This is a genomic window from Hyella patelloides LEGE 07179 (assembly GCF_900659865.1).
In the GTDB taxonomy this organism is placed as follows: Bacteria; Cyanobacteriota; Cyanobacteriia; order Cyanobacteriales; family Xenococcaceae; genus Hyella; species Hyella patelloides.
Window position 1 is genome coordinate 22922 of record NZ_LR213793.1, and the last position, 17796, is coordinate 40717.

The following is a 17796-nucleotide window of genomic DNA, read 5'->3' on the forward strand; positions in this document are numbered from 1 at the left end:
AAGAAACTTAAAATATATAGAAGCTAGCTCTAAAACTAATTTTCACTATTGAATTTCTAAAATGTTTTTGGTAAATCATTTGTTTTTTCAGTAGTATCAAGTTCAATAGCTACAGAGGTTAACTCCACTGGGTTAGATTAAACAATCAGATAGTTTATTTTGAGAGGTCAACTTTAGGAAGTGAATAACCGTATCGTCAGCCAAGGGCGTAGTCATGTTCACTTTATTAGCTAAAACTATACTTTTCTTGCTGAATTCCCAATCTAAAATAAATAATTGTTAATCAGACGAACCCAATAATAGTAACTTCTCTGAAAGCAAAATACTATGTTTGGCTGGAAATCTTTATTAATTGCTAACCATAACTCCAAGCAACTAGAACCAACAAATATTAGTAATCGTAGCTATAGATCGAAGCTAGCTTGTCTACTTCGTTGCGGTAATACTAGCATATAGTCCGTATCTGGAGTTAGATTCAATCATTTCTTTTGAGAAGCGTTTCCTATTTTTTTATTAACTAGAAAGGATTATTATTGATGGATTTTTCAATCGCCACGCTACTATCACAGTTTGTAGATGATAAATTAGTTGCCAGAAAAAACCTAGAGAAAAAACTAGGCTGTGAAGATGAGGAGAGTATCCAAAAATTAGAAATTGTGCTGGATGCCTTAGAAAGAACTAATGTTTTGGCAAAAGAACGAGGTAAATATCGCAAAATCGCTGAAGAAGGGGTGGTAGAAGCCAAATTACGCTGTTCTAGTAAAGGATTTTGCTTTGCGATTCAAGACGATGAAAATGCGGATGATATTTATATCAAAGAAAGTCATCTTAGTAATGCTTGGAATGGCGATCGCGTTTTAGTGACAACAATTAAAGAAGGTAGTCGTCGTCGTTCTCCTGAAGGGGAAGTAAAAGTTATTTTAGAACGAGCCAATCCTTCCTTATTAGCCACTGTTACCGAGACAGAAATAGGTTATCGAGCAATTCCGCTAGACGATCGCTTATTATTTGAATTAGACCTTCAAGAAAATGGCAAAAATTTAAAAGAAGCCATTGAACATTTAGTTCATGTTTCTGTTTTACGTTATCCCATCGCGCAAAATTCCCCTTTAGGTCAAGTCACTAAAATCTTGGGGAGTGATGCAGAGGAAGCTTCTGATATCGATATTGTTTCTTGTAAACACGATCTACCCCATGAGTTTAAAGAGACTGTCACAGAAGCAGCTAGTAAATTACCTTCTAGAGTTTTAACCGCCGAAATCAAAAAAAGATTAGACCTTAGAGACAAACTTACTGTAGCGATTGGTTCAGAAGCAGAATCCTCTGATGAAGGTTGGATTGAAAACGCTCTTTCTTTAGAACAAACTGATGAGGGAAACTGGGAATTAGGCATTCATATTGCAGATGTAGCACATTATATTGAAGCAGATACCTTATTAGATCGTACTGCTCAAAGAAGAAGCACCGCTATCAATTTACATACTAAAGTAATTCCCATTTTTCCCGAACAAGTAAGTAAAATTTGTTCTCTTAAACCAGGTAAAAATCGCTTAACAATTTCGATCCTGATTACTATTAATCCTCAAGGAGAAATTATTGAATCTCGCATTCAACCTTCTGCGGTGTCTGTAGATCATTTCTTTACTTATCAAGAAGTCCAATCTTTGCTTGGTGAATCAGAAAAAGTAAGTAAGAAACTCGAACCAGCAGTTAAAGTACTTAACGATTTATTTTTTACCCTGAGTCCTCTAATTAAAGCCCAACGCTTACAAAGAGGAGGCTTTGAAATTGTTACCCCAGAAATCACAGGGATTAATAAAGACGAAGGAAAATTAGGAGCGATTTTAGTAGCGTCTAACTTACCAATTAATGCTTTATTAACTGAATTGATGATCTTGGTGGGTAAAGTAGTCGCCGAGAGGTTAAAAAATTGGGGAGTACCAGGAATTTATTGCATTCAACCTCAACCCGATGTCGATGAATTAGAAGACTTACTCAAGTTAAGTAAAAATCTTGGATTAGATATTACTCTCGATGCAGAAGATTCTGAAGGCGAAATTCAGTCCCAAGACTATCAACTATTAACCCAACAGTTTGCTAGTTCAGAAGAAGTCTTAGTGCTTAACTATCTGCTGCAAAATACTCTCAAACCAATTAAATATGTTACCAAACCAGGAATGCACTTCGGTTTAGCCTATGAAGACGGTTACACCCACTGTATTTCCCCTGGACAAAGGTATATTGATTTAATTGTGCAACGAATTCTCAAAGTTGTTTTTGAACATGGACGAGATCGCCGTACCACAAGAACTAAAACAGGAGTAGACCTCTATAGTAGTAACTGTCACGGAGAAATTAATTGGAATGTCTTACCCCCTGCAATGCACGAACAAATTGATAACGAGATTCACGCCATGTTACCCCGTCTCAACGATCGCGAAAAAGTAGCTGAAGATGCTGAAAAAGACCTCGAAGGGTTAAAGAAAGCCGAGAAAATGAAAGAACGCACAGGCAAAGTTTTTGAAGGCTTAATTGCAGGCGTACAGTCCTATGGCTTCTTTGTGGAAATAGAAGATTTGTTAGTAGAAGGCTTAGTACACGTCAGTTCCCTCAAAGACGATTGGTACGAATATCGTTCCCGTGAAAGCTGTTTGAGAGGACGTAAAAATAATACCACCTATCGTTTAGGCGATCGTGTAGAAGTAGAAGTTAAAAGTGTTGATTACTATCGCCAACAGATTGATTTAGTTACCATCAACGGTAAAGATAACAACGATAACGGTAACGGTAATTCTAGTTGGGAAGAAGAGTAAATTTAAGGATTAAGTAGGGTGGGCGATCGAAGGAAGTACGAAGAGTGCATTGCCCACCTTACAATTACAATTATTTAGCCGAAAACCAGCACGATCTATAAGTTTTGAGAAACTAACAACTGATAACCCATAACTGTACAAGCAAACAACCGTTTGCCACTACCCACTAACCATTAACAAAAATAATGAACAAACATTTAGCAAAAGTAATCGATCTAGCAAAACAAAAAGGTATTGAAGCAGAGGTTTATTATCTTTCAAGTCAAGATACTCCTATCGAATTTGCTAATAATCGTTTAAAATCGCTGCAAACTAAAGCAGTAGAAGGTATTGCTCTCAGAGTGATTAAAGATGGTCGTTTGGGCTTTGCTAGTGCTAGTGATTTAAGTCGTTTAGAGGAATTGGTAGATGCTGCTGTAGCTACTTCTGAAATAGGCGATCCTGTAGAATTTGATTTTGCCAAGGATGTGCAATTAACCGAGCCAGATAGTAACTATCAACTACCAAGCACCAATAAATTAGTAGAGATTGGCGAAAAAGCGATCGCTAAAGTTCATCAATACAACGGCGAGATTTTAGTAGATGTGGGTTTTGACAAGGGTTCGTCCCAAGTGCAGTTAGCCACTACTAGCGGTACTTTTGCCCAACAAAGTGATAAAACTGTGAGTGCTAGCGTATCGGGTAATTTAGTCCAAGGAGAAGACTTTTTACAGGCTTATGCTTACCAAGTAACTAGAGACGAAGAACCAGATTACGAGCAAATTATCCAAGATTTGATTGCTAAGTATCAAAAAGCGGAACAAAGCGCGACTATTGCCAGTGGTAATTACCCTGTTTTATTTACTCCCTTTGCAGCAGCCTTTACTTTAGGCGGACTTTTCAAAACTATCTTGTCGGGACAAGCAATAGTGCAAAAATCTTCTCCTTTAGTAGATAAAGTAGGGGAAAAAGTCTTTGACAATCGCTTTACACTAACTGAAGAGCCCGCCTTTGGTGCTTCTGCTTGTAGCTTTGATGATGAAGGCACTCCCACCAGCAAAAAAACCCTGATTGATAACGGCGTTGTGAAACAGTTTTATTGGAATCGTCTTTGGGCTTCCCGTGGTGGTACAACCTCTTCTGGTAACGGTTTTCGTGGTGGTTTGTCCCGTCCTGGTACAAGCTTAGTGAATCTTTGTATGACCCCTGGAAGCACTTCTCTAGAAGAGCTCATTGCAGGCATGGAAGAAGGTATCATTGTCGATCAAGTACTGGGTGCAGGACAATCTAACCAATTAGCAGGAGAATTTTCTGTCAATCTCGATCTAGGCTACAAAGTAGAAAAAGGGGAAATTGTCGGTCGAGTCAAAAACACTATGGTAGCGGGTAATATTTTTGATGCCTTTAACAATTTAGTTGATTTTAGCGATCGCTCACAATGGGTAGGTAGCAGTTCTCATCTACCTTATATTCTTTTCTCTCAATTAGGTGTAGCCTCAAGAAATTAAGAAACGAGAAACGAGGAAAAAGACAAAATATTCTATTTATCAATGGATAATTGTTAACTTTTGTTCATTGTTCATCGTCAACTGTTAAATCTTTTTTCTTCAATCCCTTATCTACGTGAGTCCGATAAAAACATAATTTGTTAGCCTTTCTACGAAATAATAATAGTTTCAGTTGAAGAAAGAATCAGACTTTGAGTCTCTGTCGAACTCACGTCGATCTGTCTTTCCTGATTTTTTTAATAAGTAACTCTTTATTTTAAAGCCAATAATATTACATTATCTGATAATTGATCGGTTAATATTTGACACTTCCTTGTATCCCTTGTCTTCCCAGCATTCCTGGTCTTTTTTTTGTCAAGCGCAGTACCCAAGAATTAGTTAGAATAGCCACCATTACGATCACAAAATTGACAAAACAGAGGGGATGCTGTTGTGGGAGACTTGAACACTGCGGAATTACTAATTAAGTGTTTGGAAAACGAAGGAGTGAAGTATCTATTTGGTTTACCAGGAGAAGAAAATCTTGATATTCTGGAAGCTTTAAGAAATTCTTCGATTCAATTTATTACTACCCGTCACGAACAGGGTGCTGCTTTTATGGCAGATGTTTATGGTAGGTTGACAGGCAAAGCTGGGGTCTGTCTTTCTACCTTGGGTCCTGGTGCAACTAATCTGATGACTGGGGTAGCCGATGCTAATTTAGATGGTGCGCCTCTAGTAGCGATTACAGGACAAGTAGGTACAGATCGGATGCATATTGAGTCTCATCAGTATCTCGATTTGGTAGCTATGTTTGCTCCCGTAACAAAATGGAATACGCAAATTGTTCGCCCTAATAATACCGCAGAAATCGTTCGTAAAGCTTTTAAACTAGCCCAAGCAGAAAAACCAGGAGCAGTACATATAGATCTTCCTGAAAATATTGCAGCCATGTCCATTGGTAATCTCAAACCTTTGCAACAAGACGATCGCGAAAAAACTTATGCTTCTTATAAGAGCATCAATAAAGCTGCTGCTGCGATCGCAAAAGCCAACAATCCCCTCATTCTAGTAGGTAACGGAGCGATTCGCGCCCACGCCAGCGAAGCCCTTACAGAGTTTGTCACTCAGTTAAACATTCCTGTGGCAAATACTTTTATGGGAAAAGGCGTAGTTCCCTATACTCACCCTCTCTCACTCTGGACAGTCGGTTTACAACAGCGAGATTTAATCAGTTGTGCTTTTGATGAAGCAGATTTAGTGATTGCGGTGGGTTATGACTTAATCGAATACTCCCCCAAAAAATGGAATCCTGAAGGGACAATCCCCATTATTCATATTGGGATGACTCATGCTGAAATTGATAGTAGCTATATTCCTTCAGTAGAAGTCGTCGGGGATATTTCCGATTCTCTGATGGATATTATGAAGCGTACAGATCGTCAGGGTAAATCTAGTTCTTCGGCTACTGGCTTAAGAAGTAAGATCTTGGAAAATTACGAATACTATGCCAAAGATAACGAATTTCCGATTAAACCCCAAAAAATCATTCATGACTTAAGACAAGTCATGGGACCAGAAGATATTGTAATCTCTGATGTCGGGGCGCATAAAATGTGGATGGCGCGTCACTACCACTGTGATAGTCCTAATACCTGTTTAATTTCCAATGGCTTTGCTGCGATGGGGATTGCGATTCCTGGAGCGATCGCTGCTAAATTGGTTCATCCTGATAAAAAGGTAGTGGCTGTCACTGGAGATGGTGGTTTTATGATGAATTCTCAGGAATTAGAAACTGCCCTCAGAGCCAAAACACCCTTTGTCACTCTGATATTTAATGATGACGGTTACGGCTTAATCGAATGGAAGCAAATCAGTCAATTTGGTCATTCTTCGTTTGTTGATTTTGGTAACCCAGATTTCGTTAAATTTGCTGAAAGTATGGGTGTAAAAGGCTATCGTGTTAAATCAGCTGCCGATCTGATTCCTACTCTTAAAGAAGCTCTAAGTCAAGATATTCCTGCCATAATTGACTGTCCTGTAGATTACAAAGAAAACTTGCGTTTTTCCCAAGAATCGGGGGATTTAAGCTGTGAAATTACAATCTAATACCAATAGACAGTAAAAATATAGGGTGGGCGACCGAAGGAAGTACTTTAGTGCATTACCCACCCTACCAATGTTTGACGAGCGACCCCGCGCCGACGATAGTGCGCGACCGAAGGAAGTCCTTTAGGGTGACCGAAGGGAATCCTTTAGGGCAAGGGAACGCGCTCGTCGTGACTAAATTCAAAAACTTATTTCTGACCAGTTTGGGCTGCTACTTCATCAGCAAAATTAGTCTCTTCTTTCTCAATACCTTCACCCAAGATAAAGCGAGCAAAACGGCGTACCTGAATGTTTTCACCCAGAGCAGCAACAGTATTTGTTACTAACTCTTCTACTGTAATACTTTGGTCTTTAATGTAAGGTTGAGGCATCAAAGCTAGTTCATTGAGACGCTTACCAATTCTACCTTCAACAATCTTTTCTTTGATGTTGTCGGGTTTACCTGCTAAATCATCTCGACCTTTTTCAATTTCTTTTTCTTTCGCCACAATCTCTTCGGGAATATCTTCTACTCTGACATATTCGACGTTAGGACAAGCAGCGACTTGCATTGCCACATCGCGAACCAATTCCTTAAATTGATCTCCACGAGCCACAAAGTCAGTTTCGCAGTTAACTTCTACTAACACACCGATACGCCCACCAGTATGAATGTAGCTATCAACCAAACCTTCTGATGCTATTCGACCTGATTTTTTCTCTGCCGAGATAGTACCTTTTTTCCTCAGCCACTCCATAGCTTTGGTAATATCTCCGTCATTTTCTGCAAGAGCTTTTTTGCAATCCATCATCCCCGCACCAGTTTGAGTACGGAGTTCTTTGACTAATTTTGCTGATATTTGCGCCATGTTTTTTATTCCTAGTCTATCAATCTTGATAACGAAATAACCGTCAGTGATATTGTCCTATGTAATATTGTTTATCAAAAATAATTCAATTGATTGATTAACGATCGATATCAAATATTGTTGGTCTAGGGAAAAGACTTGATATACGCAGATATTACATTGTATATGTTATGGCTTTTCCCTTAAAAAGTTATTTTGTAGAAAAGATTTTTTCTGATTTACAAAATACACTCATTAGTCAAAAAAAAACAACCAACAACCAACAAATTACTCTTCGCTATCTCCATCAGCAGTTTCTTCTACGGCTTCTACGGCTTCTGCTGCTTCTGCTACTTCTACGGCTTCTACGGCTTCTACGGCTTCTGCTGCTTCTGCTGCTTCTACGGCTTCTACGGCTTCTACGGCTTCTACAGCTTCTACGGCTTCTACAACTTCTACGGCTTCTGCTGCTTCTTCATCGTCATATTCTTCCGCATCGGGATATTCACCATCATAAATTCCCTCTTCAAACTCTTCGTAATCTTCTTGAGCAGCAGCTTCACCATGACGACCTTCGTAAATAGCATCAGCTAACTTACCCACAATCAATTTGATGGAGCGAATAGCATCATCGTTAGCAGGAATATGGACATCTACTATGTCAGGGTCACAGTTAGTATCGAGAATAGATACTACGGGAATGTTTAGCTTCTGGCATTCAGAGATAGCATTGTGTTCTCTTTTTTGATCGACAATTACAACAATATCGGGTACTTTACGCATGGTTTTGATACCACCGAGATATTTTTGCAATTTGCCCAACTCTCGACGCAACATAGAAGCTTCTTTTTTGGGTCTTTTATCTAAAGCACCACTTTCTTCTAGTCTCTCTAATTCTTTTAATCTTTCTACTCTGGTTCTAATAGTTTCCCAGTTAGTCAGCATTCCACCAAGCCATCTTTGATTCACATAGTAAGAACCACAACGACTAGCTTCTTGAGCAATAATTCCTGCTGCTTGGCGTTTTGTACCAACAAAAAGTACTCTTCTACCTCGTTCAGAAGAGTTACGCATAAAATCATACGCTTCTTCCATTAACTGTGCAGTTTGCACCAAGTCAATAATATGAACGCCGTTTCTGGCTGTATAAATATACTGAGCCATGCGGGGATTCCAACGACGGGTTTGGTGTCCAAAGTGAACACCAGATTCTAACAATTCTGCTAGTGATACTACTGGCATTTAATTTTTAACTCCTTTTCGGGTTAATCCTCCATTCAGGGACATTTTCTTGATTTCTGGGAAAACACCCGAATTCCTGAATGTGCGAATTTTGACAACCTTTCAAGTTTATCACTATTTATTTAGATTTGGGATAGGGATTTTTGGCTTATGACCTTGAGACTTAGTTAATTAATTGAAATGATGAGGTGAAAATTTTTTGACAATACAAAAAAAATAAAAATGCTTTTAGTTATTAATTTTTTGAGAGTTCAATCTATACAAATAATAAAATTAACTATTGTAATAATGGCGATAATTGTTATTCATTATTTTCTAGGAAATTAGAACTTTTCCCCTATATTGATTGATTAATACCTAATTGTCATTTTAGCTAGGAAGCGATCGCTAAAGACATTTTTCAGATCTTCATAAATAATTTATAGATGTTGCAATAGATTTTTGCACTTTTTAATATTACATTGTGAATAAAAAATATGTCTTAACACTTTTTTGCTAATATTTTTGTTTCGATCGTAATTAGAAACCGAAACTGATAGAACCTACAGGGTAGATGAATACAACTAAAGCGCAAATCTTAGACGGAAAAGCCTTAGCGAAAAAAATCCAATCTGATTTACAACAAAAAATTGCTACTTTAGAACCGAATATTGGTCGTCCTCCAGGGTTAGCAGTTTTAATGGTGGGCGATAATCCTGCTAGCGCAGTTTATGTACGTAATAAAGAAAAAGCCTGTAGCAGAGTGGGTATTGCTTCGGTAGGAAAACATTTTTCAGCACAAGTTACCCAAGAAGAATTAACCGCAGAAATTCATCGCCTGAACGAAAACGATCGCGTTGATGGTATTTTAGTTCAGTTACCCTTACCCGATGGTTTGGACTCAGTGGCTTTATTACATGAAATAGACCCCCAAAAAGATGCTGATGGTTTGCATCCCGTAAATTTGGGTCATTTAGTGCGTTCTGAAACTGGTTTGCGTAGTTGTACTCCAGCAGGAGTCATGAAGCTCTTGGCAGAATACAATATTGCTTTATCAGGGAAAAAAGCGGTAGTAGTAGGTAGAAGTATTTTAGTGGGCAAACCCATCACATTAATGCTTTTAGAAGCCAATGCAACAGTAACCATTGCTCATTCTCGTACTCAAGATTTAACCGCAGTTTGTCGCCAAGCAGATATTTTAGTCGCAGCAGTGGGTAAACCTGAAATGATTACCCCAGATATGGTAAAACCAGGTGCGGTAGTTATTGATGTGGGAATCAATCGTGTTACAGATAGTGATGGAAAATCTCGCTTAGTTGGTGATGTAGCTTATGATGCTGTTGCGGAAGTAGCTAGTTATATTACTCCTGTACCTGGGGGTATTGGTCCTATGACAGTAGCAATGTTATTGAGTAATACCGTGTTGAGTTATCAGGAAAAGATGACAATATAATAAATCCAGTTCGGTACAATTCAGAGTATTGTGAATCAGCAAAATTCAGTCAATTAGAATAACAATTAATGAAGTTTAGATTTATAGACTTATTCGCTGGTATTGGCGGTATTAGACTGGGCTTTGAGAATATTGGCGGAAAATGCGTTTTTTCATCTGAATGGGATAAATACGCTCAAGATACTTATGAGGCTAATTTTGGCGAACGTCCCCAAGGTGATCTTACTCAAATAAAACCTGAAGCAATTCCTGACCATGATATTTTATTGGCAGGATTTCCTTGTCAAGCATTTAGTATTTGTGGAGATCAAAAAGGTTTTTTAGATACAAGGGGAACTTTGTTTTTTAACATCGAAGAAATTCTTAGAATCAAACTTCCCTACGCTTTTTTATTGGAAAATGTTAAAAACATAAAATCTCATGATAGAGGACGAACATTTAACACTATTATCAGACATTTAGAAAATTTAGGTTATTGTGTTTATCATACAGTTTTAAACTCTCTGGATTTTGGAATTTCCCAGAAAAGAGAAAGAACTATTATTGTTGGATTTAGGGATAATATTGAGTTTTATTTTCCCAAATCAATTGGTATTAAACCAAATTTATCAATAATATTAGAAAGTGATGATGATGTTGATTCTAAATATTTTGTTTCTCCAGAAATTAGAAAAAAAAGACTATTAAAAGTCAAACCTAACTATCCAATCCCTGCGATTTGGCATGAAAATAAAAGTGGTAATATTTCCGCACTTGAATATTCTTGCGCTTTAAGAGCAGGAGCATCTTATAACTATCTTCTAGTTAATGGAATTAGAAGATTGACATCAAGAGAATTACTTCGTCTTCAAGGTTTTCCTGATAACTTTAAAATTGTTGTTCCCTATACTCAAATTCGGAAACAAACGGGTAATAGTGTGACTGTCCCTGTAATAGAAGCTGTTGCTCAACAAATAATTACCAGTATTCAATTAAAATATTCTGCTACGCCCAAATATATACGAAAGAAATTATGGGAAACAGTTTCTCCAATACTATAAGTGATGCTCAAAATGCTCTTAATTCAATTATTAAAAAATTTCTTTATTAACTCAGATTGGTTGGCGATCGCGTATTCAAAGTATTATTACTATTGAAGAATTATCAACTTGGTACGATAAAGCATTAACAGGAAAACATCATCTTTTGCTGGGAAACAATTTATTAGAAAATATCAGAGAACAAATTCAGCTAGAATTTCCTTCAGTTGGTAATAACGAATTTGATGACTTTATTAAAAGCAGAGGATATCACCAAATTAAGCACGATAATTGGAAATCTTTTTATACGAAATAAGCTAATAACCAACCATTATCAATCTTTAATCACTAAATTATCACGGTGAATTGCGGTGTCGGAGGCATTATAGCCCAATATACTGGCAATATCAGTAGAATGAGAGCCTTTTACTTTGTTTAATTCTTGACTACTGTAATTTACTAAACCTCTAGCGACTTCTTGTAAATTGCGATCGCATAATTGAACTGCATCTCCCGCCGTAAATTCTCCTTCCACATTAGTAATCCCTGCGGGTAATAAAGATTTGCCTCGTTGAGTAATTGCGGTTACTGCACCATCATCAAGATACAGTTTACCCATAGGAATCAAGCCATAAGCAATCCAGCGTTTGCGAGCGTTATCGGTTTGGGTTTGGGGTTCAAATTTAGTTCCCAGAGATTCCCCATCAAGGATTTTGAGAATGTTTTGGGGTTGTTGACCTTGAGTAATTACCATAGTAACCCCTGAACTGGTGGCAATACGGGCTGCTGCTAGTTTGGTCGCCATACCTCCTGTACCCCAACTCGAACCACTTCCCCCTGCTGTTACCTGTAACTGATTGAATTCGTTGCTACTAACTAAATCAATGGGTGTCGCATTAGGTACAATTCTCGGATCGTCAGAATACAAACGATCTACATCTGTTAAGAGAAATAACCAGTTTGCCTTAATTAAACTAGCCACTAAAGCAGATAGGGTATCATTATCTCCAAATTTTAATTCATCAACGGCGATCGTATCATTTTCATTAACAATCGGAATTACGCCTAAATTCAATAACTCTTCAAAGGTATTAGAAGCATTGACATAAGAATTACGTTCCATCAATTCTCGGCGAGTCAATAGTATTTGAGCAATCGGCTGTCCCAAGCTATTAAATAAATCATCGTAAGTCCGCATCAGTCGCCCCTGTCCTACCGCAGCTACTGCTTGTTTGAGAGCCATTTTACGGGGTTTTTCTTTTAAATTAAGTCTCAGACAACCCACTCCTACTGCACCAGAAGACACTAAAACTATACGATGTCCTTTTTGGCGTAAAGCAGTTAAAGTTTCCACCAAAGAAGCAATAGTAGCGATCGCAATTTGACCGTTTTTTTGTGTCAGGCTAGAAGTGCCAATTTTAACAACGATAGTTTGAGGGTTCATGTGTGTAAGTTTGATGAAGCAAGTGAAGTAGCACTTTGATAGCAGCAGCAGCAGCCAACAAAATGCCACAATAAAATAGTTAACTACAAATCATTAACAATGAGCAATCAATCTGTTATTGTCCGTTTAGAAGCAATCGAGAAAATTTACGGTACAGGAGAGACCACTGTTCATGCTTTAGATAAAGTTGATTTAACTATTCATCAGGGTGAATACTGCTCTATTATGGGTGCTTCTGGCTCAGGAAAGTCTACAGCAATGAACATTATCGGCTGTTTAGATCGTCCCACCGCAGGAGCGTATTATTTAGATCGGGTGGCGGTTTCTGCCTTGGATAAAGACCAATTAGCAGCGATTCGTAACCGTAAGATCGGTTTTGTCTTCCAGCAGTTTCATCTATTACCGCAAATGAGTGCGCTAGAAAATGTCATGCTACCGATGATTTATGCTGGCGTATCCATCGAAGAAAGAAAAGAAAGAGCAGAAACAGCTTTAGCTAAAGTGGGTTTGGGTAACAGAATTGATAGTAAACCCACTCAACTATCTGGGGGACAACAACAAAGAGTTGCGATCGCTCGTGCTATAGTAAATCAACCCCTAATCTTACTTGCAGACGAGCCTACTGGTGCTTTGGATTCCCAAACTACCCAAGAGGTGTTAAATATTTTTCAGGAACTTCACGATAGTGGCATTACGGTTATCATGGTGACTCATGAACCAGAAGTAGCCAAACAAACAGAAAGAATAGTCTGGTTTAAGGATGGTCGCATTGTTCACGATCGTCTTACTCCTGAAGAGATGTTAAAAGTCGCTGTCGCTTCGGTTTAATTTCAGGAAAAAAGATCGGAGAAGAGGAAAGAAGAAAGGAGGAAGAATAAAGTCACGACTGCGCGCATTCCCTTGTCCCCAAATGCGATGGGGATAAACACCCAATGCGACGGGTATAAAAGCCTGATGGCGGCGCGGGGTCGCTCGTCAAAAGTTTTAACAACGAACAACGAACCACCACTTTTTTTGATATTATTTTAGATTAAATAATCTGTATTTTTGTATACTAAAGTTAAATACTAAATAAAAAACTCGTCACAGATTACTCCGCCGTAAAACGACGAAGCCTGCTGTGACCGTTGGTCAATATTACATTACTAAGGGGTAATCAATAAGTTAGTGAATCAAGATGAAGTGGTTGGTGCTAACCGAAAGATAGAAGGAAAGCAGTTTGTAGGATATAATCAAAAAGCGATCGCGAAATATTATCGCTCTCGACCCTGGTTAGTACTATGGCGTGCTGTATCAGTAGCCTGGTTATTTGGTAATTTTATCTTTCATTTACTTTTAGATAAGTGGACAAATCAAGTAGAAACTAATCAACCTAAAAGAGCCACCGAATTACGAAAGATTCTAACTAACTTAGGTCCGACCTTTATCAAAGTAGGACAAGCATTATCCACTAGACCAGATTTAATTCGCAAAGACTTTTTAGCAGAGTTGATCAAGCTACAGGATCAACTACCCCCTTTCGATAATCAGACTGCTTTTAACATCATTGAAGCGCAATTAGGTCGTACAGTTAATGAGGTTTATCGCGAGATTTCTCCTAACCCAGTCGCAGCAGCTAGCTTAGGTCAAGTATATCGAGGGGTACTTCATACAGGAGAAGAAGTTGCTGTGAAGGTACAGCGTCCTAACTTGCGTCCTGTAATTAGTCTCGATCTTTACTTAATGCGCTGGGGTGCTGCTTGGTTAGCTCCCTGGCTACCTTTAAACTTGGGTCATGATTTGACTTTAATTGTGGATGAGTTTGGCTGTAAAATTTTTGAAGAAATCGATTACCTCAATGAAGCGAAAAACGCCGAGAAATTTGCAGCTAACTTCGCGGGAGATCCTGAAGTAAAAGTTCCCTGTATTTATAATCAGTATACCAATACCTGTGTCTTAACTCTTGAGTGGATTAATGGTTTGAAACTTAACGATTTAGACAAAATCAAAGCTGCTGGACTAAATGCTGACACCTTGATCCGTATTGGTGTAACTTCTGGTTTACGACAGCTATTAGAACACGGATTTTTCCACGCTGACCCCCATCCTGGTAATCTATTTGCTACTCCTGATGGTCGCATGGCATATATCGATTTTGGGATGATGGATCAGTTAAATGAAAAAACCAAAGAAACTCTTACCAGTGCAGTTGTACAGTTAATTAACCGTGATTATCAAGAGTTAGCCAATGACTTTGTGCAATTGGGTTTCTTAACTGGAGATACGGATATTAGACCAATTATCCCCGCTTTAGAAAAGGTTTTAGGTAAAGCGATGGGAGAAAGCGTTGCTGATTTTAACTTTAAAACCATTACTGATGAATTTTCGGAATTGATGTATGAATATCCTTTCCGTGTACCTTCTAAGTTTGCTTTAATTATTAGATCGCTGATTACTCAAGAAGGTTTAGCTTTAAGTCTCAATCGCAACTTTAAAATTGTGGAAGTATCCTATCCTTACGTTTCCCGACGCTTGCTTACAGGGGAATCACCCCAATTACGTAGACGTTTACTAGATGTCTTAATCAAAAATGGTAAATTCCAATGGAAAAGATTAGAGAACATGATCGTAATCGCTCGCTCTGATGCAGGTTTCGATATTTTACCCACTGCTCAACTAGGTTTACAATACATTCTGTCAGAAGAAGGTCAGTATCTACGCAATCAACTATTACTAGCACTCACAGAAGATGATAGACTTCATACCGACGAGGTACAAAGGCTCTGGAGTTTGATCGAAGATGATATCCAACCCCGAAAAATCTTCGATCTGGCTTTAAGTGCTGTCCGTGATATTTCTGTGGAAAGAGTAGCTGCGATGATGCCAACTACAATTGCAAGTTTGAATAATGAATAATTGAAATCCCCTAATTTAGATTTTGCTAAAAAAAAGAGAATAGTTGAAATTAACGAAGTCAGAGATACCCCGCCTTGAAAAGACAGGTCTTTCTCTGACCAACTTCAAGGCGATTGAGTCTAGTTCCAATCCTAGAAAAATCACTCTCTTAAAACTAGCTCTAAGCCATTAGCTATAAGTAAGCTATAAGCTTGAATCGCTTGAGACGGAGGAGTTGAACCTGGAGCTTAGAAGCTCGGAGCTTAAAGCTGTTAGCTAGTTAAAAGAGTAATCCAAGTACTTTAAAGGTGATGTGTTGACGGGAGGAAATGCGTGACTGAAAAGCGCGCTATCTTACAACAGTCCTCTGGGTCGGGAAACCCTCCTGCAAGGCTGTTGCGCTATTCCACAGCGAGTGTTGACGGAGATCGATTAAGGTCAAAAAATTATTAGAATATTTTTCGTAAATATAAATATAATGACAAACTTTCAGTTAGCAGGGCGTGAATGGTGGGTTGAAAGATGGTTAGAACTTTTAGACTCTTATCGTTTTAAAAAACGTCTAGAAAGAGGAAGAAACTATGCTAGAGAAGGAAATGTTTTAAGTATTGATATTGTAGACAATGAAGTATTATCTTCAGTACAGGGAAGTGAAGCAGAACCTTATCAAGTGCGTCTTTCTCTTGAACCTTTTAAAGATGAAAATCAAGAACGAGCTTTAAAAATGATGTCGCAACCTCCTTTTAATGAGGAAGATTGGGATTGTGTAATTAAAACCATGTCAGAAAAAGCTATTTTTTCGGCTCAGTTATTAGCTGGAGAAATGCCTAAAGATATTGAACAAGTTTTTACCAGTAATGGTTTAAGTTTATTTCCTTATAGCTTAACTGATGTTCGTTCTCGCTGTTCTTGTCCCGATAAAGCTAACCCATGTAAACATATTGCAGCAGTTTATTATCAATTAGGCGATCGCTTTTCTGAAGATCCCTTTTTGATTTTTCAGCTACGAGGACGTAGTAAAGAGCAAATATTAGGTAGTTTACGTCAATTACGTAGTAAATCCACTAAAGAAAAATCTCCTACGAATAAAGCAGCTAGTAACAAGAAAAAAGAAACAGCTTCTAAAGCAAAAACAGCAGGAAAAACTACTAGTAATTTGCAAGAATTTTGGCAATATAATGAATCTTTAGATTCTTCGTTAGTCGCAATTGTTCCCCCTACAGACAACAAAACTGTTCTCGATATTTTAGGTAATATTCCCCTAATGGCTGCTGATGCAGAAGTCGTACAGCAATACTTAACTGGGGTATATCAAACTACTAGCCACAAGGCTTTAATGGCTGCTTTAAACAGGGATAGTTAGAGACGTTTTACTGAAACTGAAACGTCTCTACTGTTGTGGGTTGTGGGTTGTGGATTAGTAACTGATAACTAGTAATTTAATACTGATTATTGGCTTAACGCTTTGAGAAATTTCTGTAAGTCACCAAAGATTCCTGGTTTTTTGCGTTGATTATTAGCTGATTCTTCTCCCTCTTCTGGTGCAGTTAACTTTAATAATAAGCGATCTAATTCTTCTCCCATTGGCTTACTAGATAACTCCACTCCTAATTCATATCCTTTCTCTTTTTCCAACCAAATTTGCCAAGGGGAAGGGTGACAACGCAAAATAGAAGCATCTTCTATAGGACGAATATAATAACAAGAATAAAGAGTACTAATAAATCTATCTCTTAACTGACGCGCAGCCAAACCAATACCTACAACAGCCACATCTTCCAATTGTGGGATCAATAATACCACAGGGCGATCGCCTGCAAGGTTACAAAGTTTTTCTACTCTTTCGACTTCTACAGAAGAAGGACAAGCCAAAATAAACACCTCATCCGTATCCGCCACTTTGCTTTCTATAGGGGTGAAGCGACTACCCATATCTGATACTTGAAAAGGCATCGATCCCCAATCTCTTTTGGCTAACATAGCAGCACCAGTATCGGGAAACAGCACCTTAACACCAGAGCCATACTCTTCAAACAGTTTGGCAAACTCCAATGCTAAATATTGAGCTTGTAGGGGAATTTCAGGAATGACAAATTCTACCTGTACTCTAGTATAACCGTCCGCGATCGCATTTTTAGTGGCTTCTTTCGCTTGAACTATAGCTTCTTGTAAATTGTCAGGAAAAGTATTCATTTTATATTTTTTTCTTAATTACTCTTGATTCTCAAATTACCAGATTACAATCAAGATCTAGATGTATGCTATAAAAAACAAATATGTTACCCATGAGACAAGGCGACGTAATACCAATTTCCTAAAGTTCAGCTACAGATAATGCATCGAGAATGAAATCAAATCCCGTAATGGAAGCGATATCTGCTTGAGTAAATTCAGCTAAGATATTTGCTAGTTTTCTTCTTAAAAAATCTAGGGAATCAAAGACTTTATTTTTCAAGAATTTTTTGACTTCTTTCCACAATCTTTCAATCGGATTAACGTTACTGACAGTAAGGAGGTTGAAATAACAAAATAATATTATCAGGTATAGACAAATCCAAACCGAGATGTGC

General features: G+C 38.1%; 13 protein-coding genes and 1 pseudogene. 9 read left to right on the forward strand and 5 right to left on the reverse strand.

Translation table 11 applies throughout. The features are described from left to right. The first annotated feature begins 536 nt into the window (after positions 1–536). The 3 genes from H1P_RS06925 (at position 537) to H1P_RS06935 (ending at position 6388) form a co-directional block, all read left to right on the forward strand. On the forward strand, positions 537–2813 hold the full coding sequence (locus tag H1P_RS06925) for a ribonuclease R family protein (RefSeq protein WP_144865459.1): 2277 nt from the start codon (positions 537–539) through the stop codon (positions 2811–2813). A 185-nt stretch (positions 2814–2998) separates the two neighbouring features. Continuing rightward, positions 2999–4300: a TldD/PmbA family protein gene (locus tag H1P_RS06930; protein WP_144865461.1), complete on the forward strand. Its 1302-nt coding sequence runs from the start codon at positions 2999–3001 to the stop codon at positions 4298–4300. 432 nt (positions 4301–4732) lie between these two features. Beyond that, positions 4733–6388, forward strand: a complete 1656-nt coding sequence (locus H1P_RS06935) for an acetolactate synthase large subunit (RefSeq protein ID WP_144865463.1) — start codon at positions 4733–4735, stop codon at positions 6386–6388. Positions 6389–6576: 188 nt separating this feature from the next. Here H1P_RS06935 and tsf read toward each other — a convergent pair whose 3' ends face one another. Further along, positions 6577–7236 (reverse strand): translation elongation factor Ts, encoded by a 660-nt coding sequence (tsf, locus tag H1P_RS06940; protein ID WP_144865465.1) that lies wholly within the window; start codon positions 7234–7236, stop codon positions 6577–6579. Positions 7237–7503: 267 nt separating this feature from the next. Further along, a complete protein-coding gene (rpsB, locus tag H1P_RS06945) occupies positions 7504–8457 on the reverse strand; it encodes a 30S ribosomal protein S2 (protein ID WP_144865467.1) in 954 nt (317 codons plus the stop codon). A 553-nt stretch (positions 8458–9010) separates the two neighbouring features. Between rpsB and folD the strand changes: the two genes are divergently transcribed. From folD to H1P_RS39260, 3 genes are all read left to right on the forward strand, one after another. Beyond that, entirely contained in the window at positions 9011–9889 is an 879-nt protein-coding gene (gene folD, locus H1P_RS06950; RefSeq protein WP_144865469.1) for a bifunctional methylenetetrahydrofolate dehydrogenase/methenyltetrahydrofolate cyclohydrolase FolD, read from the forward strand. Between the two features lie 68 nt (positions 9890–9957). Next, on the forward strand, positions 9958–10929 hold the full coding sequence (locus H1P_RS06955) for a DNA cytosine methyltransferase (protein ID WP_144865471.1): 972 nt from the start codon (positions 9958–9960) through the stop codon (positions 10927–10929). Between the two features lie 37 nt (positions 10930–10966). Continuing rightward, the gene (locus H1P_RS39260) at positions 10967–11224 is read left to right on the forward strand and encodes a HaeII family restriction endonuclease (protein WP_222426966.1); all 258 of its coding nucleotides are present in this window, start codon (positions 10967–10969) and stop codon (positions 11222–11224) included. Between the two features lie 18 nt (positions 11225–11242). On the opposite strand, the gene proB is transcribed toward H1P_RS39260, so the two are convergent. Further along, a complete protein-coding gene (gene proB / locus H1P_RS06965; RefSeq protein ID WP_144865473.1) occupies positions 11243–12352 on the reverse strand; it encodes a glutamate 5-kinase in 1110 nt (369 codons plus the stop codon). A 99-nt stretch (positions 12353–12451) separates the two neighbouring features. Between proB and H1P_RS06970 the strand changes: the two genes are divergently transcribed. From H1P_RS06970 to H1P_RS06980, 3 genes are all read left to right on the forward strand, one after another. Then, positions 12452–13180, forward strand: a complete 729-nt coding sequence (locus H1P_RS06970) for an ABC transporter ATP-binding protein (RefSeq protein WP_144865475.1) — start codon at positions 12452–12454, stop codon at positions 13178–13180. Positions 13181–13534: 354 nt separating this feature from the next. After that, a complete protein-coding gene (locus tag H1P_RS06975; RefSeq protein ID WP_144865485.1) occupies positions 13535–15247 on the forward strand; it encodes an ABC1 kinase family protein in 1713 nt (570 codons plus the stop codon). Positions 15248–15704: 457 nt separating this feature from the next. Then, entirely contained in the window at positions 15705–16589 is an 885-nt protein-coding gene (locus tag H1P_RS06980; RefSeq protein ID WP_144865477.1) for an SWIM zinc finger family protein, read from the forward strand. 86 nt (positions 16590–16675) lie between these two features. Here H1P_RS06980 and H1P_RS06985 read toward each other — a convergent pair whose 3' ends face one another. Next, positions 16676–17419 (reverse strand): DUF1995 family protein, encoded by a 744-nt coding sequence (locus H1P_RS06985; RefSeq protein ID WP_144865479.1) that lies wholly within the window; start codon positions 17417–17419, stop codon positions 16676–16678. A 121-nt stretch (positions 17420–17540) separates the two neighbouring features. Beyond that, positions 17541–17796: pseudogene (locus tag H1P_RS37265) on the reverse strand (hypothetical protein); the annotation flags it as partial.

What these genes read in the sequence shown, in the direction of transcription:
- H1P_RS06925 (WP_144865459.1), top strand. Translation starts at nt 537, where the DNA reads ATGGATTTTTCAATCGCCACGCTACTATCACAGTTTGTAGATGATAAA.
- H1P_RS06930 (WP_144865461.1), top strand. Translation starts at nt 2,999, where the DNA reads ATGAACAAACATTTAGCAAAAGTAATCGATCTAGCAAAACAAAAAGGT.
- tsf (WP_144865465.1), bottom strand. Translation starts at nt 7,236, where the DNA reads ATGGCGCAAATATCAGCAAAATTAGTCAAAGAACTCCGTACTCAAACT.
- rpsB (WP_144865467.1), bottom strand. Translation starts at nt 8,457, where the DNA reads ATGCCAGTAGTATCACTAGCAGAATTGTTAGAATCTGGTGTTCACTTT.
- folD (WP_144865469.1), top strand. Translation starts at nt 9,011, where the DNA reads ATGAATACAACTAAAGCGCAAATCTTAGACGGAAAAGCCTTAGCGAAA.
- H1P_RS06955 (WP_144865471.1), top strand. Translation starts at nt 9,958, where the DNA reads ATGAAGTTTAGATTTATAGACTTATTCGCTGGTATTGGCGGTATTAGA.
- proB (WP_144865473.1), bottom strand. Translation starts at nt 12,352, where the DNA reads ATGAACCCTCAAACTATCGTTGTTAAAATTGGCACTTCTAGCCTGACA.
- H1P_RS06970 (WP_144865475.1), top strand. Translation starts at nt 12,452, where the DNA reads ATGAGCAATCAATCTGTTATTGTCCGTTTAGAAGCAATCGAGAAAATT.
- H1P_RS06980 (WP_144865477.1), top strand. Translation starts at nt 15,705, where the DNA reads ATGACAAACTTTCAGTTAGCAGGGCGTGAATGGTGGGTTGAAAGATGG.
- H1P_RS06985 (WP_144865479.1), bottom strand. Translation starts at nt 17,419, where the DNA reads ATGAATACTTTTCCTGACAATTTACAAGAAGCTATAGTTCAAGCGAAA.